The sequence below is a fragment of the Sorangium sp. So ce327 genome, from assembly GCF_051530205.1.
In the GTDB taxonomy this organism is placed as follows: Bacteria; Myxococcota_A; Polyangia; order Polyangiales; family Polyangiaceae; genus Sorangium; species Sorangium cellulosum_B.
In genome coordinates this window covers 7,035,879-7,054,741 of record NZ_CP150330.1, presented here as the reverse complement: position 1 = coordinate 7,054,741, position 18,863 = coordinate 7,035,879, and the positions used below count along the sequence as shown (strand labels likewise).

17 protein-coding genes are annotated in these 18,863 nt (G+C 70.3%); 10 read left to right on the top strand and 7 right to left on the bottom strand.

Annotated features, from left to right (window positions below; genetic code table 11):
* Positions 1-35: 35 nt before the first annotated feature.
* A complete protein-coding gene (locus WME95_RS26355) occupies positions 36-530 on the top strand; it encodes a hypothetical protein (RefSeq protein WP_437902154.1) in 495 nt (164 codons plus the stop codon).
* 48 nt (positions 531-578) lie between these two features.
* Here the strand turns inward: WME95_RS26355 and WME95_RS26350 are convergent, their stop codons facing one another.
* A complete protein-coding gene (locus WME95_RS26350; RefSeq protein WP_437902153.1) occupies positions 579-1,127 on the bottom strand; it encodes an EF-hand domain-containing protein in 549 nt (182 codons plus the stop codon).
* Positions 1,128-1,416: 289 nt separating this feature from the next.
* Here WME95_RS26350 and WME95_RS26345 point away from each other — a divergent pair, with 289 nt between their 5' ends.
* The 5 genes from WME95_RS26345 to WME95_RS26325 all read left to right on the top strand — a co-directional run bounded on the left by WME95_RS26345 (position 1,417) and on the right by WME95_RS26325 (position 5,059).
* On the top strand, positions 1,417-1,839 hold the full coding sequence (locus tag WME95_RS26345) for an ADP-ribosylation/crystallin J1 (protein ID WP_437540894.1): 423 nt from the start codon (positions 1,417-1,419) through the stop codon (positions 1,837-1,839).
* Positions 1,840-1,843: 4 nt separating this feature from the next.
* Entirely contained in the window at positions 1,844-2,833 is a 990-nt protein-coding gene (locus WME95_RS26340; RefSeq protein WP_437902152.1) for a sigma-70 family RNA polymerase sigma factor, read from the top strand.
* A gap of 134 nt (positions 2,834-2,967) precedes the next feature.
* Positions 2,968-3,396 carry a DoxX family protein gene (locus WME95_RS26335; RefSeq protein ID WP_437902151.1) on the top strand — a complete coding sequence of 143 codons (429 nt, stop codon included), beginning with the start codon at positions 2,968-2,970 and terminating at the stop codon, positions 3,394-3,396.
* A 118-nt stretch (positions 3,397-3,514) separates the two neighbouring features.
* A complete protein-coding gene (locus tag WME95_RS26330; protein ID WP_437520323.1) occupies positions 3,515-3,868 on the top strand; it encodes a YciI family protein in 354 nt (117 codons plus the stop codon).
* A 207-nt stretch (positions 3,869-4,075) separates the two neighbouring features.
* The gene (locus WME95_RS26325; protein ID WP_437902150.1) at positions 4,076-5,059 is read left to right on the top strand and encodes an aldo/keto reductase; all 984 of its coding nucleotides are present in this window, start codon (positions 4,076-4,078) and stop codon (positions 5,057-5,059) included.
* A 116-nt stretch (positions 5,060-5,175) separates the two neighbouring features.
* Here the strand turns inward: WME95_RS26325 and WME95_RS26320 are convergent, their stop codons facing one another.
* Positions 5,176-6,132: a hypothetical protein gene (locus tag WME95_RS26320; protein ID WP_437902149.1), complete on the bottom strand. Its 957-nt coding sequence runs from the start codon at positions 6,130-6,132 to the stop codon at positions 5,176-5,178.
* 287 nt (positions 6,133-6,419) lie between these two features.
* Positions 6,420-7,163 carry a hypothetical protein gene (locus WME95_RS26315; RefSeq protein ID WP_437902148.1) on the bottom strand — a complete coding sequence of 248 codons (744 nt, stop codon included), beginning with the start codon at positions 7,161-7,163 and terminating at the stop codon, positions 6,420-6,422.
* A gap of 162 nt (positions 7,164-7,325) precedes the next feature.
* Here WME95_RS26315 and WME95_RS26310 point away from each other — a divergent pair, with 162 nt between their 5' ends.
* The 4 genes from WME95_RS26310 (at position 7,326) to WME95_RS26295 (ending at position 14,025) form a co-directional block, all read left to right on the top strand.
* Complete coding sequence (locus WME95_RS26310) at positions 7,326-7,793, top strand: hypothetical protein (RefSeq protein ID WP_437902147.1); 468 nt, start codon at positions 7,326-7,328, stop codon at positions 7,791-7,793.
* A 316-nt stretch (positions 7,794-8,109) separates the two neighbouring features.
* The gene (locus tag WME95_RS26305) at positions 8,110-9,036 is read left to right on the top strand and encodes a PAS domain S-box protein (RefSeq protein WP_437902146.1); all 927 of its coding nucleotides are present in this window, start codon (positions 8,110-8,112) and stop codon (positions 9,034-9,036) included.
* Between the two features lie 237 nt (positions 9,037-9,273).
* Positions 9,274-10,815, top strand: a complete 1,542-nt coding sequence (locus WME95_RS26300) for an NCS1 family nucleobase:cation symporter-1 (RefSeq protein WP_437540875.1) — start codon at positions 9,274-9,276, stop codon at positions 10,813-10,815.
* A 429-nt stretch (positions 10,816-11,244) separates the two neighbouring features.
* Positions 11,245-14,025, top strand: a complete 2,781-nt coding sequence (locus WME95_RS26295; protein WP_437902145.1) for a hypothetical protein — start codon at positions 11,245-11,247, stop codon at positions 14,023-14,025.
* Positions 14,026-14,084: 59 nt separating this feature from the next.
* Here the strand turns inward: WME95_RS26295 and WME95_RS26290 are convergent, their stop codons facing one another.
* From WME95_RS26290 to WME95_RS26275, 4 genes are all read right to left on the bottom strand, one after another.
* Entirely contained in the window at positions 14,085-15,329 is a 1,245-nt protein-coding gene (locus WME95_RS26290) for a vWA domain-containing protein (RefSeq protein ID WP_437902144.1), read from the bottom strand.
* Complete coding sequence (locus WME95_RS26285) at positions 15,326-16,684, bottom strand: AAA family ATPase (protein WP_437902143.1); 1,359 nt, start codon at positions 16,682-16,684, stop codon at positions 15,326-15,328. Before WME95_RS26285 ends, WME95_RS26290 begins: the two co-directional genes overlap by 4 nt.
* A 188-nt stretch (positions 16,685-16,872) precedes the next feature.
* Positions 16,873-17,481: a hypothetical protein gene (locus tag WME95_RS26280; protein WP_437902142.1), complete on the bottom strand. Its 609-nt coding sequence runs from the start codon at positions 17,479-17,481 to the stop codon at positions 16,873-16,875.
* A gap of 319 nt (positions 17,482-17,800) precedes the next feature.
* Positions 17,801-18,799 (bottom strand): hypothetical protein, encoded by a 999-nt coding sequence (locus WME95_RS26275; protein WP_437902141.1) that lies wholly within the window; start codon positions 18,797-18,799, stop codon positions 17,801-17,803.
* Positions 18,800-18,863 lie beyond the last annotated feature (64 nt).

Sequence of the window (18,863 nt, the reverse complement as noted above, 5' to 3'; positions counted from 1 at the left end):
CCCCGTGCGGCGCTGCAAGGGGTAGGATGCCGCCCATGAACCGCGTTTCCAGGATGATGACGGTCACGGCGATCGCCCTCGCGGCGGTCGCAGCCGGCTACGGGCTCCTGAGCTCGCGCGCTTCCGACCCGAAGACGCTGGTGGGCCGCGTCTGGATCGAGCGGCTTCCGAGGGGCGACACGGACCTTGTCGAGCTCGTCGTGCTGCTCGCCGACGAGCCGATCGGCATCTTCCGGCGTTCGTCTCAGTACGAGGGCTCGTTTGCCCTGTTTCGTTACGAGCTCCGCGGCAACGACAAGGTGCAGCTGCTCTTCCCGCAGGACAAATCGAGGCACGAGGTCGCCTTCGATGCGCGGCCGTGCGACGTGAAGGGCTTCGACTACTGCCTCGATCTGAGCGGCGCTCCGCGGGGCGCGGCGAAGTACTACAGCCGGAAGGACTGGGAGATAGAGGGGAGCGACCTGCCGGCGCTGGAGAGCGCGCTGCGAGCGCTCGGCGATGAGCTGCTCCGTTCCGCGCCGGAGCCGTGAACGGAGCAGGCCGGCCACCGCTCTCCGCGTCGCGCGCTCTCCTTGGAGCTACCGCGCTGCGGGCGGCTTGTGCGCGGGGCGCGCCGCGCGCAGCTCGTCGGCGCTGACCTTGCCGTCGCGGTTCGCGTCCGCGGCCTTCACCCGCTCCCAGCGCTTGTCACCCACCTCGTCCCTGGTGAGGAAGCCGTCGCCGTTCTTGTCCTTCTTGGCGAAGCGCGCCTTGTGCTTCGCCGCCCGGTCCTTCATGCGCAGCTCGGCGTGCGCCTTGAGCTCCTCGGCCGACAGGGAGCCGTCGTTGTTGGTGTCGGCCTTGCCGAGCCGCTTCTGCGCCTTCTCGGGGAGCTCAGCGACGGTCAGCTTGCCGTCGCCGTTCTTGTCGAAGCGCTTGATGAGGCGGGCCGGGTCCTTGGGGCCGTGCTGGCGGCGGGCGTCCTTGCCCTGGCCCTGGTGCGGCGCCGGCTTGCCGCCCGTGCCGCCCGCGTCGTTCGCCGCGTAGGCCGCTCCGCCGCCGGCGAGGACGGCCGCGGTAAGGAAGCTGCCGAGGACGAGACGACGGAGCGCGGTGTGGGTCTTGTTGGAGAAGAGGGCGAGGGTCATGGGGTCGTGCTCCTTGATGCAAGGGCCAGCGTGTTCTTGCCGGCTTCTGTTCGTGAGACGCGCCCCGGGCCGCCCTCCCTACGCGCCCCTCGATCTTTTTTCAGCGGGCGCGGCCGTGGCCCAGGGCACCTCGCTCGGCGCCGGCCCGCCACCACCCGCCCGCGGGCAGGGGCCGCGCGCGGCCGCCGGTGTGAGCCTCCGCGCATCGCATCGAGGTCGCAGCGTCGGCTCCGGCAGACGGACGCTGAGATCCACGTCCAGCGGGGGTATAAAGGAAGCAGAGACGACGATGATCCTGTACCGACCCGTGGGCCTCGCCGAGCTCCGGCTCATCGCAGAGGCCGGCTATCGAGCGTTCCCGCCGCGCCTGTCGCATCAGCCGATCTTCTATCCGGTGCTGACGGAGGAGTACGCGCGCAAGATCGCCCGCGACTGGAACACCGCCGATGAGACCTCCGGGTTCGCGGGGTGGGTGACGCGGTTCGAGGTCGAGGACGATTTTGCCCGCAGGTATCCTGTGCAGATCGCAGGCGGCCGCTCCCACGAGGAGCTCTGGGTGCCCGCCGAGGAGCTGGAGGAGTTCAACCGCCATCTCGTCGGGACCATCGAGGTCACCGAGGTCTATTGCGGGCCGAAGTTTCAGGGAGACATCGATCCTGCGACCCGCCTCCCCCTCGGCTGGCTCCGCAACCCGCCCACGAAGGTCAGCTGAGGCCATGGAGCTCTCGACCCTCGCAGCGAACCCCCCTCCCCGCGAGATGGAGTTGCGCCTGGAGCAGCACCGGCAGGAGCTGACAGGCCACTGTTACCGGATGCTCGGCTCCGCGTTCGACGCGGACGACGCCGTGCAGGAGACGATGGTGCGGGCGTGGCGGAGCTTCGATCAGCTCGAGGGCAGCGCCGCGATGCGATCGTGGCTCTACCGCATCGCCACCAACGTGTGCCTCGACATGCTGCGGGGCCGGTCAAGGCGGGCTCGACCGATGGATCTCGGCCCGGCGGGCTCGGCCGAGAACCCGGTCCTCGACACGCTGGCGGAGGCGACGTGGGTGCTGCCGATCCCGGACGGTCGGGTGCTGGCGGCGTCCTGCGACCCGGCGGAGCTCGTCTCGTCGCGGCAGACCATCCGGCTCGCGTTCGTGGCCGCGCTCCAGCGGCTCCCGCCCCGGCAGCGGGCGGCGCTGCTGCTGAAGGAGGTCCTGTCCTGGGAGGCCGCGGAGATCGCGGAGCTGCTCGGGATGACCGTCGCCTCGGTCAACAGCGCGCTGCAGCGCGCCCGGGCGACGATGGGCCAGGAGGAGAAGAGCGACCTCCATGAGCCGATGAACGAGGCGCAGCGGTCCTTGCTCGGCCGCTACGTCGCGGCCTTCGAGCGGCAGGACGTCGACGCGCTGGTCTCGCTGCTGCGCGAGGACGCGACCTGGTCGATGCCGCCCTACCGGCTGTGGCTGCGGGGGCGTCCCTCGGTGCACGCCTGGCTCCTCAAGGTGGGCGAGGGGTGCAGAGGCTCGCGGCTCCTGCCGGTGGCGGCGAACGGATCCTTCGCGCTGGGGCAGTACAGGCCGAGCGGTCCTGGCGGCGCCTTCGTCCCGTGGGCGATCCAGGTCATCGACGTGTCCGCCGGGGAGATCGTCGGGGTGTGCTCGTTCCTCGACGCCGAGCGGCTCTTCCCGCTCTTCGGCCTGCCCCTGCGGCCCGAAACATAGCTCCGAAAAAAACTTCCGGACGACCGATGAGTCGGGCGCCGCCGCGGCGTCCTAGGGATCGAATCGGCCGCGCCGCGCCGCCATGACGCCGGGGCGGGAGGACCGATCTGTCCAGAGCGAGCCAGGAGGAGACGATGGAGACGAGGGCCTCGATGTCGGAGCAGCACGTGGAGCCGGTGGTTGTGTCGAACAAGAAGGTCTGGGCGGGGCGGATCCTCAGCGGCCTCTCGGTGGCGTTCCTGCTCTTCGACAGCATCGGGAAGCTGATGATGGTGCCCCAGGTGCTGGAGGGGTCCGAGCAGCTCGGCTATCCCGTGAGCTCGGTCCGCGGCATCGGGCTCGTCCTGCTGGCGAGCGTCGTCACCTACATGATCCCGCGCACCTCCGTGCTCGGCGCGATCCTGCTGACGGGCTTCCTGGGCGGCGCCGTCGCCACGCACGTGCGCGTCGACAACCCGCTGTTCAGCCACGTCCTGTTCCCTGTGTACGTCGCCGCGATGATCTGGGGCGGGCTGCTCCTGCGCGACGAGCGGCTGCGCGCGCTGCTCCCGCTCCGGAAGTAGCGGGGCGGAAGCAGCGGGATCGAGAAATGATCGCGCGACCGATGAGTCAGAGCGGGTCGCGCAGTCTGTGATGGAGGAGCGCCCGTCGTGCCGGGCGAGCACCCAAGGAGAGACGACGATGCGATTCTTGATGCTGTATCGGCCTGACAAAAGCCAGGAGCTCTGCGCACCCGATCCGGAGCACATGGCGCAGATGGGGAAGCTCATCGACGAGATGACGCGGGAGGGCGTGCTCCTCGGCACCGACGCGCTCCTCCCCACCGCGATGGGCGCGCGCGTCCGGAGAGCAGGCGCCGAGCTCACCGTGAGCGATGGGGCGCTCCCGGACATGAAGGATCCGATGGTCGGCTACGCGCTGATCCGGGCAGCCTCGAAGGAGGAGGCGATCGCGGGGGCGAAGCGCTTCCTCCAGGTCGCCGGGGATGGTCACTGCGAGGTGCTACCGCTGATGGATGGGCCTCCGCCCTCCTGAGCGCGCCAGCTGCGACGGTTGCACTATCATCTGAATTGTACAGCGTGGCGGCTGTCCGAGGCCTCCGGTTTGAGTTTCCTCTCTCCCGGGAGGGTCTCGACAACCTCCAACCTCCGAGCGGGCAAACCGCCCTTGACTCCGTGCGCGCGCTCACTTTTACGTGGTGTGCGTCGCCATCGCCTCTCCGCGGCGCCAAGGAGCCCAACCATGCACACACGCAAGCTCGGAACTCTCCAGGTCTCCGCCCTCGGCCTCGGCTGCATGGGCATGAGCGATTTCTACGGCGAGCGCGATGAGGCCGAGTCGATCGCAACGATCCACCGCGCCATCGAGCTCGGCGTCACGCTGCTCGACACCGCGGACATGTATGGTCCCTTCACGAACGAGGAGCTCGTCGGCCGGGCCATCGCGGGCCGGCGCGATCGCGTCGTCCTCGCGACCAAGTGCGGCATCGTCCGCGACCCGAACGACGTCACGGTCCGCGGCATCAACGGCGCGCCGGAGTACATCCGCTCGGCGTGCGACGCGAGCCTGCGGCGCCTGCGCGTCGATGTGATCGATCTCTACCAGCTGCACCGCGTGGATCCGAAGACGCCCATCGAGGACAGCGTCGGCGCGATGGCGGACCTCGTGAAGGCCGGCAAGGTGCGCGCGATCGGCCTCTCGGAGGCGAGCTCGTCGACGCTCCGGCGCGCCCACGCCGTGCACCCGCTCGCGTCGGTGCAGACGGAGTACTCGCTCTGGACGCGCGATCCCGAGGACGACGTGCTCGCCACGTGCCGCGAGCTAGGCATCGGCTTCCTCGCGTACAGCCCCCTCGGCCGCGGCTTCCTCACGGGGCAGATCCGGCGCTTCGAGGATCTCGCGCCGGACGACTACCGCCGCATCTCGCCGCGATTCCAGGGCGAGAACTTCCAGCGGAACCTCGATCTCGTCGCGAAGGTCGAGGGCGTCGCGCGGGAGAAGGGCGTGAAGGCGTCGCAGCTCGCGCTCGCGTGGGTCCTCGCGCAAGGGGACTTCATCGTCCCGATCCCCGGCACGAAGCGCCGCACCTACCTCGAGGAGAACGTCGCCGCGGAGGCGATCACGCTCGGCGAGGCCGATCTGCGGCGCCTCGAGGCGGTGGCGCCGAAGGGCACGGCCGCCGGCCTCCGCTATCCGGAGCTCGGCATGCAGTCCGTGAACCGGTGAGCGACGCGGCCGCCCGGCGAGCGCGGCTCGACCGCGCTCGCCGGGCGGCCGCGCGCGTCGCTCGCGATCGAGGGACCGGCGTTCTGTGAGCGAGCAGCGACCGTGCTTGCAGCACCCTACTGGCACGCGGTGGGCACGCTGCCCCAGTGGCTCTTGGCGACGACGAACCCGTCCGGGCCGGACGTGGAGTGTGAGCCGCACAGCCCATCGGCGTCGGAGATCACGGAGTCGATGCCGATGCCGTACTCCCAGTATTTGACCTCGAGGCTCGAGTCGTGGGTCGTGCCGCTTCGCGCCGGGATGGAGGGGACGAGGATGCCGCTCGACTCGAAGAACTCGAAGCCCTCGATCGAGATCGAGAGCGTCACGTTGCGCACCTGGCCGACGCAGGTCGTCCTGCACGTGGGGTAGCCGGCGGCGCTCTCCACCGTGAAGCCGGAAGGGCAGCCGGACGTATACGTGCAGTAGCCGGTGCATTTGACGGGCAGGGGCCCCGGCAGGTCCACGCACTCGTACTCTCCTCTGCCCTGGATCGTCTGGCGCCGGGTCTCGAACCCCCCTGACGTCACCGAGGTTCGGCTGCCGAGCTCTCGATACAACACGTAGTCGTTCTTGAACGACTCGTCGTTCGTGCAGAGGCCGCCGTTGCAGTGGGCGACCGCGGCGAACAGCCCGGACTCCTGGCCTTCCAGGAGGTAGCGCTCCCCCGCGATCTCGACCGCATGGTCTTCACCACCCAGCTCGCCGATCAAGCTCGCCTTCGCCACGGCGATCTCGTCGGGCGAGCCGATCGACACGCCGGCCACCTTGATGGGCCGGCCGCCCTCGTCTCGTTCGACCATCACCGGCCCCATCTCGAGCTCTTCGGCCCGCCTGGCGACCCACCCGAGCGCGTCGTGCTCGCTCGCGAAGCGCAGCCCGCCGCCAGCCGAGGGCTGGGCGAGAGGGGCGGCGTCGTCCGCCTCGGTCGACGCGGCGGTGCAGCCCATCATGAACGCCGCGGCGAGCAGAGGCGCGGCTCGGTACGTTCGGCGAGGCGTGTTGGCGAGAAGCCTGTGAGTTCTGTCGGTCATGGCGCGATCCTTTAATCACGCTCCGTGCCACGCCTCGCGTCGAGGGCCCACGACCTGGCCAGGCGCTCCGGGGACGCGACGCCGCGGTGCGCGAGCGCGGGGTGGCCTGCGCTGGTTTGCTCAACTTGAGCAGGGACTCGCGCAATCAGGGCGGCGTCGCGCAGGTATGGCCAGGCGCGCGGGCCACAGCGGCGGGGACATCCGCGCGGCACGAAGGCGCGTTGCACTGGGCGCCAGCCCGCGACGGATTGGGATGTGGGCCGGACGCCCCGAGGGGCGCGCGGCGATCACACCTCTTCGGGCACCCCGGGCAGCCGGAGGACGCACAGGGGACCCTCGGACGAGAGCAGACCGGCGAGCGCCGGATCGGTCATCACCTCGTGGAGATCGCGCTCCGCTTCGTCGACCGTGCAGCGCCGCCGCACGAGGCGGACGACCTGGGAGTAGTCCACGTGATCCGGATCGTGCGTGAGCCCGAGCGGTTGCCACAAGGTCTGCTGGCCGTGCCTGTGGGCCGCGCCCGGATCGAACCAGCCGTAGTTGGCGGCCCGGTCGGGGCGGTCCGCGAGGCGGTTGGTGAGTACCCAGTGCTTGCCCACGTTCTCGATGAGCCCGGTCCTCCCTGCGACCTGCTCCTCGAGGCGGCGGTGGTGCTCCAGCATGCGGGAGGTGCTCGCCATCGAGGCGTCCGGGGCGCCGATGCACGGCGGGATCCGCACGGTGGCCTGCTCCCACACGAGGTCGCAGAGGCGCGTCGTCAGCATCGCGCACTCGAGCAGATCCGCGATTCGCTGGGTCGTCCGGGCCGAGGCGTTGACGCGGACGGAGTCCTCCGCGTCGCCGATGCGGAGCGCGTCGGCGCTCACGAGGAACGTCGCGCGGCGCTCGTCGAGCTGGCTGTACACCGGGACCCACGAGATCGGCGCCAGGTGGCCGGCCTGCACCGCTCCGAGGATGGCCTCCTCGCGCGCGGCGCACGCGTGCTCTGGAAGGCCTGCGACGAAATCGGTGCCTCTCAGGACGTCTGTCATGCTCCCCCCTCCCGCGAGCGCGACGGCGGCGCTCCAGGTGGAAGCGTGAGCGGAAGCGGACGCGGCAGGAAGAGGTTTCGCGCTCTCGCCTGCGGCATGCCCACGGCCGCGCGCTCCTGCGCCGCTTTGCGCTGTCCGTCCGCTCGCCCTAAGCTCCGCCCCATGTCGCCCTCGGCGAGCCGTCCATCCCCCTCTTCTCGCTCCCTCCTCGTCTGCACCGCTCTCCTGGCCGCGCTGGCCGCCGGCTGCGGCTCGAGCGCCGCCCGGGGGCCCGAAGCGGGGGCCGAAGTCGCGTCGATCGACGCGCGCCTGCGCGGCAGCTTCCGGCTCGTCCGGTTCGAGCCCGAGGTCCCGCTCGAGCCGATGCTCGCGTCGATGCTCGAGTTCCAGTACGCGCACCTGGTCGTCCGCTTCGATGGCAAGCGCATCCTCGCGGACTCGCCCGGCCTCCACGTGGACCGCGCCTACGAGATCCGCGACCCCGCATGGGATCGGTTCAAGCTGGTCTCCTACGACGAGGCGGGGGTCGCCTACGAGGCGCTGTGCGAGTTCTCGGACCAGGGAGAGCTCGTCGTGCACGCGCAGACGCCGCCCTGGAAGGGCGTCGCCACGCTCCGGCGGGCGCAGTAGCGAGCGGCCTGTCCTCTCGCGTCGACGCAGGCGAGCGCCGAAGCGGGCGCAGATCCGCGGCGAATGCGCCTGCCATGCTCTCTTGATGAGACGAGGAGACGCACGCTCATGCATGCGTGATCTGGTGCGCTCCGGTGCGTCGATGGGACGACAGCGCATGCGCTGTAGGAAGCGCTGCGCGCGCCCTCGGCACGCTCGAAGTTCACCCGGCGGGGTCGTCCTTTGATAAGATAGCTAGGACGGACGTAACTGTCCACACGGCGCGCCAAGGAATCACCGGATCATGAACGACGGCGAAGCGAATGTTCTCGCTACGATGCGAGCGGAATTGGAGTTGCTCCGCCGGCGCAATGCCGAGCTCGAGAGGGAGCTCGCCGAGAAGCAGCGCGTCGAGAACGACCTGCGGGAGAGCGAGGCGCGCTACCGGGGCATCGTCGAGGACCAGACCGAGCTCATTTGCCGCTTTCGGATGGATGGCACGCTGACCTTCGTCAACGACATCTACTGCCGGTACTTCGAGAAGACGCGCGAGGAGCTGGTCGGCCACCGCTTCATGCCGATGGTCCCCGAAGAGGACGGGCTGCTCCTCGCCCGGCAGTTCGCGAAGCTCGGCCCCGAGAACCCGATCGTCCACACAGAGCACCGCGTCATCCTCCCGAACGGCGCGGTGCGCTGGATGCACTGGACCAACCGCGCACCGCTCGGCGAGGGGGGGCCGCTCGCCGAGTTCCAGGCGATCGGCGTCGACGTCACCGAGCGCCGGCACGCCGAGGACGAGGTGAGGCGCCTCAACGCCGAGCTCGAGCTGCGCGTCGCGGACAAGACGAAGCGGCTCGAGCAGATGGTCCGCGAGCTGTCGACCCCGCTCATGCCGGTGGCGGATCAGGTCATCGCGGTGCCGCTGATCGGCTTCCTCGACAGCGACCGCGCCGCGGCGACGCTCGAGACCGTGCTCAACGGGGTCATCACGCACAGCGCCAGGACGGTGGTCCTCGACATCACCGGCGTCGGGGTCATCGACTCCCAGGTGGCCGACTCGCTCATCCGGCTGGCCAAGGCGGTGAACCTCCTTGGCTCTCAGGTGGTGCTCACCGGCATCCAGCCGCGGATCGCGCAGACGCTGGTCGCGCAGGGCGTCGGTGTGGGTGGCGTCGTGACGCTCCGGACCCTGAAAGAGGGTATCGCGTTCGCCCTGCGGCGCGGGCTCACCGCCCCTCGACCTCCGGCCCGCCAGGGCAGCTAGCTCCGAGCCTCGGAGATCCCGCCAGGGATCACCGCACCACGGAACCAGAACAACCGCGGAGCGGACGCCGAGGCCCGGCGCGCAACATCGAGGAAACAAAGGAAACAAAAGGAAACAAAGCGAGCGCCGCTCGCGCTGCGCCTGCTCGTTCGGGCTCACCGGACAGCCGGCGTGCTCCGGCGACGGTGCGTCTGTCCACTATCCCGTCTCACGTGCGATCGTGTAGCCTCATCGACGATGGCGCACACGCAAACGACTGCTCAACCCGACGTGCATTCGGCTGCTCACGGCGCGAAGGCCAGCGAGGGCTTTCAGCAGATAGGAGGGGACATCGACTCGCGCTACATCAACGAAGATATCGCGCCCGTGCGCCTGGACCAGCGCAAATGGGGGATGAAGGACATCGCTGCGCTGTGGGTCTCCATGTGCGCATGCACCCCGACGTACATGCTCGCCTCGGGCCTGATCGCCGAGGGGATGAGCTGGGGGCAGGCCGTCCTCACGATCCTCCTCGGCAACGTCATCGTGCTCATGCCCATGATCCTCAACGCGCACGCGGGCACGAAGTACGGCATCCCGTTCCCCGTCTACTGCCGGAGCGCCTTCGGCATCCGGGGGGCGAACGTGCCCGCGGTGCTGCGCGCCCTCGTGGCCTGCGGCTGGTTCGGGATCGGGACGTGGCTCGGCGGGTGGGCCATCTACAAGATCGTGGCGGTCTTCGTCCCGTCGATAGAGCAGATGCCGCCGACGCCGCTGGGCATCAACGTCGCGCAGCTCGCCTGCTTCCTGCTCTTCTGGGGCGTCAACATCTGGATCATCCGCATGGGCATCGAGTCGATCCGGATCCTGCTGAACATCAAGGCGCCTCTCCTGATCGGCCTCGGCCTGGCGCTGCTCCTCTGGGCCTACAGCCGCGCCGGCGGGTTCGGCCCGATGCTCGAGAAGCCCTCGTCCTTCGGGGTCGGGCAGCCCAAGGAGGGCCAGTTCTGGGTCTTCTTCTTCCCAGCGCTCACGGCGATGGTCGGATTCTGGGCCACCCTGGCCCTCAACATCCCGGACTTCACGCGCTACGCGCATTCGCAGCGCGATCAGGTCATCGGGCAGGCGATCGGCCTGCCGCCCACGATGGCGTTCTTCTCGTTCATCGGCGTCGCCGTCACCTCCGCCACGGTCGTCATCTACGGCGAGACGCTCTGGGATCCGGTCGTCGTCATCACCCGCTTCGAGAACCCTGTCGTCTTGATCATCTCGCTCGCGGCCCTCTGCATCGCCAACCTGGCGACCAACATCGCCGCGAACGTCGTGAGCCCGGCCAATGATTTCTCGAACCTCTGGCCGTCGCGGATCTCCTTCCGCACCGGCGGCCTCATCACCGGCATCATCGGCATCCTGATGCAGCCGTGGCGGCTCGTCAGCGACCCGACCGGGTATATCTTCACCTGGCTCGTCGGCTACTCCGCGCTGCTCGGCCCCCTCGGCGCGATCCTGATCGCGGAGTACTACGTCGTCCGCAGGACCAACCTCGATCTCACCCAGCTCTACAAGCGGGAAGGGATCTACTGGTACGCGGGCGGGTGGAACCCCGTCGCGATCGTCGCCCTCGTCGCCGGCGTCTTGCCCAACTTGCCTGGCTTCCTCGGCACCATCAAGGTCGCGACGGTCCCCAAGGCATGGATGGATCTCTACAGCTACGCCTGGTTCACGGGCTTCGCCATCTCGTTCGTCGTCTACGTCGCCCTCTCGCTGATCCGCCGCCCGGCCAAGCTCGCCGCGGCCTGATCCGCGTCGCCTCGCGGCGAGGCGCGCGACCCCGCCGCCCCTCCAACTCCGTATCAGCGCGGGTCCACGGCGAACGCCGCGTCGTCCCCGCGGCGCGCGCGCCCGAGGCCGAGGAGCCCCTCTGCCTCGGGAGCGCCGCCGGCTCCTCGCCTGCGCGCGCCGCCCCGACAGGTCGTTTTTTTGTGTATGCGGGCATTCTTCTCGTGATCAACGACGAGGCTCGCTGATGGCAACAACGTTGTTGTGGGGCGGGGCCCCACCGTGGGAGACCTGTGGCGTGTTGTGGAGCGCTCCCGCCGCCGAGGCGCTCCGCGCTTTAAAAGTGTCTTGCCGAACAACGTGGGTTGATTCCATCCGTCTGTCTATTGCTCCGTGGGCGCCTTTCGATGGATCATAAAATGTCGCTCTCCTCCCGCCTTCGAGGTGCCCATGAACAAGCTCGTCCTCTGGTCGCTCCCGGCTCTCGCCCTGGCCGCATGCGCTGACAGCGGTACGCCTGTCGACGAAACCCCGACCGTAGCGAGGGCTCCGATCACGGTCGCCGCCGCCCGGCCCTACTCCCTCTTCGAGAGCGGCCAGGTCCGCCCTCTCGCCCTCTCGCCCGACGGCTCGATGCTCTTCGCCGTCAACACGCCTGACAACCGCCTCGAGATCTTCAAGGTCCAGAGCGGCGGGCTCGAGCACCGCGGCTCCGTCGCCGTGGGTCTGGAGCCGGTCGCCGTCGCGGCGCGCAGCGACGACGAGGTCTGGGTCGTCAACCATCTCTCCGACAGCGTGAGCGTTGTCGACGTCTCGAGGCCGAGGAAGCCCCGCGTCGTGCGCACCCTGCTCGTCGGCGACGAGCCCCGCGACATCGTCTTCGCCGGCGCCGGCAAGGGCCGCGCCTTCATCACCACGGCGCACCGCGGACAGAACAGCCCCGTGGATCCGGCGCTCACCACGCCGGGCGTGGGCCGCGCCGACGTCTGGGTCTTCTCGGCGGCGAGCTCGAGCCCCGCGCCGCTCAACATCATCACCCTCTTCAGCGACACGCCGCGCGCGCTCGCCGCCACGCCCGACGGCTCACGCGTCTACGCGGCGGCCTTCCACTCCGGAAACCGCACCACCGCGATCGAGATCAACCTGGTGAACCAGGGCCTCGGCCTGCCCCCGCCGACCACCAACGCCGCCGGGGCCCCGCAGCCCCCGATACCCCTCATCGTCAAGTTCAACGGGACGCACTGGGTGGACGAGCTGAACCGATCCTGGGACGACAAGGTGAACTTCTCGCTGCCCGACAAGGACGTCTTCGTCATCGACGCCCTGGCCAACCCGCCCGCGCCCGTCGAGGGGCCCGGGGGCGTGTTCCAGGGAGTCGGCACGGTCCTCTACAACATGGCCGTCAACCCGGTGAGCGGGCGCGTCTACGTGGCCAACACGGACGCGTTCAACGAGAATCGCTTCGAGGGCGCCGGCGTCTTCGCCGGCCACAGCGTGCGCGGCCGGTTCAACCACAACAACATCACGGTGATCGACCCCGCGACGGGCGGCGTCGCCCCGCGGCACCTGAACAAACACATCGACTACAGCGCGTGCTGCGCCCCGGTCCCGAACGCCGAGAGCCGGAAGAGCCTCGCGCTGCCCACGGGCATGGCCGTCTCCAGCAACGGAAAGAGGCTCTACGTCGCCGCGCTCGGCTCGGACAAGATCGGCGTCTTCAACACCGCGGCGCTCGAGGCCGACACCTTCGTGCCGAGGCGCGCGCGCCAGATCCCCGTCTCCGGCGGCGGGCCGACCGGTGTGGTGCTGGACGAGGCGCGCGGGCAGCTCTACGCCCTCACGCGCTTCGACAACTCCATCTCGATCATCGACGTCGATGCCAGGGCCGAGATCGCGCACGTGCCCATGTATAGCCCCGAGCCGGAGAGCGTGGTCCGCGGCCGCCGCTTCCTCTACGACGCCTCGTTCACGTCGAGCCACGGCGACTCGGCCTGCGCGACCTGCCATGTCTTCGGCGATCTCGACAGCCTGTCGTGGGACCTTGGCGACCCCGACGCGGCGAACACGCCGATGCCAGGCCCGTTCATCCTCGATCCGACGCTCTTCGGCGCGCCCGCCGAGTTCGCCGCGCTCAAGGGACCGATGACGACGCAGAGCCTGCGCGGGATGGCCAACCACGGGCCGATGCACTGGCGCGGAGACCGCACCGGCGGGAACGACGCGCCGAGCGCGCAGCCGGACAGCGGCACCTTCGACGAGGAGGCGGCGTTCAAGAAGTTCAGCGTCTCCTTCGTCGGCCTGCTCGGGCGGGACGCGCCCATCCCCGCGGCGGACATGCAGGCGTTCACCGACTTCGTCCTCCAGGTGATGTATCCGCCCAACCCCATCCGCGCGCTGGACAACAGCCTCACCGCCGATCAGGCGGCGGGCAAGGCATTCTTCACGCTGCCGGCCAGCGAGGGCGGGCCGTGCGCTTCGTGCCACGTGCTCGATCCCGCGGGCAACGCCGAGCACGGGGTCCCGTTCCCTGGCTTCTTCGGGACCGACGGGCGCTACACGTTCGCGTTCATCACGCAGAGCTTCAAGGTCGCCCAGCTCCGTAACGTCTATCAGAAGGTCGGTATGTTCGGCATGGTGGAGAACCCCCGCTTCAACGACCGGAATTTCGAGTTCCAGGGCGATCAGATCCGCGGGTTCGGCATTGGCCACAACGGGACGATGGATACGATCTTCCGCTTTCACGATCAGAACGGCTTCAACGAGGTGCCGGGGGTCAACGGCTTCCCGCCGGGCGCGGCGGGCGACGTGCTGCGCGGGCAGGTGACCGCCTTCCTTCACGCCTTCGACAGCAACCTGGCGCCGATCGTGGGCCAGCAAGCGACGCTCTCCGGCGTGGGCGACACGGCCGCCGAGCTGCGGGTAGATCTCCTGATCGCGCGCGCGGACGCGGGGGAGTGCGATCTGGTGGCGAAGGTCCGCAGGCACGGGGACGAGGAGGGCTTCCTCTATCAACAGGGCGCTGGCACATTCCTGCGGGACAGGGCGGCGAGCCCGGCGATCAGCGCGACGGCGCTGCGCGCGATCGCGGCGTCGGGCAAGGCGCTGACCTTCACCTGCGCGCCGCCGGGATCGGGGGTGCGGATGGCGCTCGACCGCGACAGCGATGGGGCGCTCGACGGCGACGAGGCGGACGCGTTGACCGACCCGGCCGATCCGGCGAGCGTGCCCTGAGGCTCCGCCTGCGGCGCGCCGCCTCCCGCGCGGTCATCCACGCCCGATGACCGCGCAGCTCACCGTGGCCGAGGCTTCCTCGCGAGCCACGCCCGGTCTCCCCACGGGCACGTGAAATCGAGCGGCTTCGTCAGGATCCAGAGCACCGGCAGCGGCGGCGGCGCCGGGGGCGTGGGCCCCGCGCCGTCCGTGAAATAGATCACGCCGGAGACCTTCCGCGCCGCCAGGAACTCCGGGGCGAACACCGGCCGCAGATCGGTCCCGCCGCGGCCGCCGACCTCGTCGAGCCGCCCGTCGAACGCGTACACGCGCCCGATCTCCACGTCGCACTCGACGACGGTGATGCGCGCCGACTCGCTCATCACCTGCAGCTGCCGGGCGATCTCCGAGAGCTCCTCGCGCCGCATGCTCATCGACGTGTCGATCGCCACGAGCACCGACGGCTTCGAGATCGCGCGGGGCGCGTACGTCCTGCCCGGGACCTCGCCGACGCGGCCCGGGAAGCGCCGGTTCGGCCGCGCGTACGTGTGCACAGGCGCGCGCTCCCTCGCCACGAACATCCTGAGCGCGGTCTTCCAGTCGAGCGGGTGCGCGGGCGGGCCCAGCGCGTCCGTCAGCTCCTCGATGAGCCGCCCCGGCGTCTTGCCCGCGAGCAAGAGGCCGGGCACGTCCGCCGGATCGCCGTCGTTCGCGAGCGCGTCCGCCTCCTCGGCGGCGCGCAGCAGGAGCTGCCGCGTCTGCTCCACCGCGCCCGGCTCCCGCGAGGGGCGCCGGAGCACGCGGTGATCGTCGACGGCCTCGCCGCCGCGCTGCGGGAGCTTGCCCTCGCGCGCCGCGCTCACGAGCAGCTCGTAGCGCTCGAGCGTGCTCTGGCCGCCGCGCAGGCCGATCGGGGCGTAGGGCTGCCAGCGGATCGGATCGGGCAGCGGCTCCTCGATGTACTCGTTGGCCGACATCTCCAGGGCGAGGTCCATGAGCTCCGGCTCGTCCGCGCCCGCGAACTTGGGGTGGCACAGGTGCCCGAGCGCGACGTGGTGCACCTCGTGGAGGAGCACGCCCCGCAGGAACACGGGCTCGTTCATGAACGACTCCACGTTGACGTGGAGGAAGAAGCGGCCGTCGAACAGCGAGACGGCCATGCGCTTGACCGAGGGGTCCGCGACCGGCGCGAGCCGCGCGAGGATCGCCGCGTAGCAGGGGTACCGCTCCAGGAAGCCGGGATCGCGCACGAAGGCGTCGAGCCACGCGGCGACCGCGTCCTCTGGCACCTCGCGCACCTCGTCGCGCCCCGCGGCCTGGCTCATTGCGGCCGGACCGGCGTGACGCCGTGCTTCTTCAGCGTCGCCGCGAGCCGGAGGGCCCAGCGCTCCGGCAGCTGCGCGAGCAGCTGGCCCAGGCACACGCGCGCGACGTTGCTCCGCCGCACGTCGACGAGCTTCGCCTGCTGGCCGAGGTGCGCCGACAGCGCGGTCACGACGAGCCCCACGCGGTGCTGCCGCAGCGGATCGGCGCGCCACGCCAGCACCTTCTGCTCGGCGGCGCTGCCCGCGTAGTTCTGGAGCAGCTCCTCGGGGCGGACGTCGATGAGCTGCGTGGCCGTCGCGTTGCCGCCGAGCGCGTCCTGGAGCCGCTCGCGGTGGTCGCCCGGCAGGTCGGCGAGCAGCGCCTCGAACGCCCCCAGCGACAGCTTGCGCTGCGCCGCGAGCACGCCGACCTCCGGCCCCTCGAGCAGCGGCGCGAGCCGCGTCGTCACCTCGTCGAACCGGTCGGTCTCCCCGCGCTCGCGCGCCCCGCGCAGCACCTTGCCCGCCGGCGAGCTCGGCCCGTAATCGGCGAGCAGCGCGCGCAGATCGAACGGCAGCCGCGTCGACCAGGTGTCCTTGGACGCGAGCAGGAGCTCGACCCAGCTCGGGGGCAGGTACCCGCCCAGGGCGTCGCGCAGCAGCACGCCGTCCGCGAGCTCCTCGGGGCGGAGCGCGCTCAGCACGTGCGACGCATAGGTCCAGGTGCGCGGGGGCACGTCGTCCAGGACGCGCTCGTGCCCTTGCGCGAGGGCGATCACGCCCGGGTGGAGCCCGTTCACCTGCGCCCAGGCGAGCCAGGACGCGCGGTCCGCGCGGACGTTCAGGTGGAGGAACCGCGCGCGGAGCGCGCGATCGAGGGGGGTCACCTGGTAGTCGGCCGACTCGGGGTTGACGGCGGCGAAGCACACCCACCCCGCGGGCAGCTCGTATTCATGCAGCCGCCGGGCGCTGAGCAGCTGGAGCGCCGGCTGCTGGATGTACCGCTCCGCCCGGTTGAGCTCTTCCAGCATCAGGATGCCGGCGCCGTCCTGGGGCAGCACCGACGGCGCCGCGTAGCTGGTCCGGCCGTCCCGGATGACCGGCAGGCCCACGAGATCGGGCGGCTCGAGGAGGCTCAGATCGAGCACGACGGTCGCGATGCCGAGCCGCTCGGCGAGCTGCCGGACGAGCTCGCTCTTGCCGATCCCCGTGGGTCCCTCGAGCAGCACCGCGCGGCGCGCGCGGTAGGCGAGCTCGAGCACGGCCTCGAGGCGCGGCCCGAGCGGGATGGGCGCGGAGCGTCCCTCGAGGAGGTTCGGTGAAGTCGCCGGGGTCGCCCTGCCCGGCGCGTTGCCATCGGATCTGGGCTTCGTCACGGATGAAGAGTGGGTGTCGCGCGAGGGCGCGAAGAAAGGACCGCCGGGGCCCAGGAGGCTCGGCCCTTCCGTACCCGACGGGCTTCCGGCGCGCATCGTCTTTCTTGCCGGGTCGCCCCGAGCTCTAGCAGCCGCTGCGCGACCTGTCATTCGCCACCGCCCACGCGACGGGGCGGGCCGCGGCGCGCTCAGGCGCCAAGGAGCAGCCCGAGGGCGGCTGCGAGCGCGGCGTCGCTCCACGAGGACAGCCCGCGGGGCAGGAGCACGGTCGCGTGATGAGGCTGGCCTTCGCAGCGCCGCGACCCCTCGTAGGTGCGCCCCGTCCGCGTCAGCTCGTAGCTGCAGCGCCCGATCGTGCCCGTGAGCTGCCGCTCGTCCAGCCGGTAGTCGGAGAGGGCGCCGGCCAGGAGGCCTTGCGCGCGGAGCCCTGCCTCCGCCCGGGTCACCGAGAGCTCCAGCGGCATGGCGCCGACGATGCCGGCCGCGCGCTGGCCCGTCGCTGTGACGTTCACGGTCCGGTTGAACGCCACGCCCCGGACTGTCTGCCCGTCTCGCCCTCTGTCGGCGGCGTACACGCCGAGGTTCACGTCCGGCCCGACGACGCGCCCCGGCTCGATGTCGGCGCTGACGAGCTCGCCCCGGGCGGTCAGCAGGATGAACTCGTTCGGCCCCGCGGCGCGGAAAATATCCTCGCGCGCCGGGGATTCCGCGCCCGGCGCCGTCCCGCACGCCGCGGTGAGCGCCAGCGCGAGCGCGAGTAGCCAGTGACCGCGTCCGGGGAGAAGGTTCATCCGCATCGCAACACCTCGCCGCCCGATCGGGTGTGCCCGATCGGCCACGCGCAACGTGATGCCGTCGACGCCAAATCGGTAGACGCCTGCACCGCCGTGAGCGCGCTTCCCGGATCCGTTCCCGATGCCATCAGGAACGCCCCTGGCAAGTCCGTCCCGGGGCCTCCTCCCACTCCGCCCGCCTCAGCCCCCTGCCGATCAGAGCGGCGGTCTCCCGCACAGGAGACGGGCCCAGATCGGCGTTTTCGGCGCGGAAGCGCACTCCGGTGCGCTGAGCACCGAAAACGTCGAGGTGGGCCCGTATCCGAAGCGGGTGACCGTCGCGCTAGAGGGGGAGATCGAGGGGGGCGCAGGTCGAGACGCCTGCGCCGACGATGCGGAAGCCGATGTTCGTCATGTAGTCCGTGTCGATCGAGCCGTCCGACGGGCGATAGCGGCTCACGTTGGTGGTGCGCGACGACCCGAACTCGCTCGGGGCGGTGTAGAAATAGAAGTCGCCACCCCAGAACGAGAACGCCCAGGCGCTCGGGGTCTCGATGCCCGGCAGGTCCGTGGCCTCGATGATCTCGCCGGTCTCCTTGTCGATCTCGGCGAGCTGAACCGGGGTGGTCGTGAAGAAGCCGAAGAGGCGTCCATCCCCGGTGCCGGTGAGCTCCGCCGAGATGTCGCGCATCGAGCCGCTGAACTCGCCGACCGGCGTCACGGACGCGCCGTCGATCCTCCCCAGCCCGATTCCCGGCGTGCCCGTGGCGCCCGCCACGAACAGCTCCTCGGTGTCCGGGCGCGAGAGGTCGCTCGAGAAGCCCATGCCGAGCCGGGACCACCCGTCGGAGAGCGTGGCCCCGGAGGGCTCGCAGCTCGCGTCCTCGGTGCTGACCTTGAACAACGTCCCCTCGCTGTCGTCGGGCTCCACGTAGTTGACCCACGCCACCGCGTTGCGATCGATCGCCATCGAGTTCGGATCCATGCCGGTCCGGCACCCCAGGACACCAATCTTCGTGAACTCCTTACGATCGGGCCTGAAGCTGTAGAGCTCGTTGTCCTGTGAGAGCACATACACGAGGGAGGCTCGCTCGATGCACCCGTTGTCAGGGGCCCCACTCCCGTTGCCCCCATTCCCGACGTCTCCGCTGTTCCCGCCGATATCGGTGCCGGAGCCAAACGGGTCGTCCTGGCCGCCCGCGCCGCTCCCTTCACCGCTCCCTTCGCCGCTCTCTCCGGCGCCCGAGGACGGGTCGGCCTCCGTCGCGGACGTGCCGCGGTTGGACGCGCTGCAACCGGCCGCGGCGAGCGCGATCCAGAAGCACCATCGTGCGATTCGCATATCCGCTCTCCCTTTCGCGTGATTCGCTCTTATAGCCGCGAAGCACGCGTACGGGTACACGAAG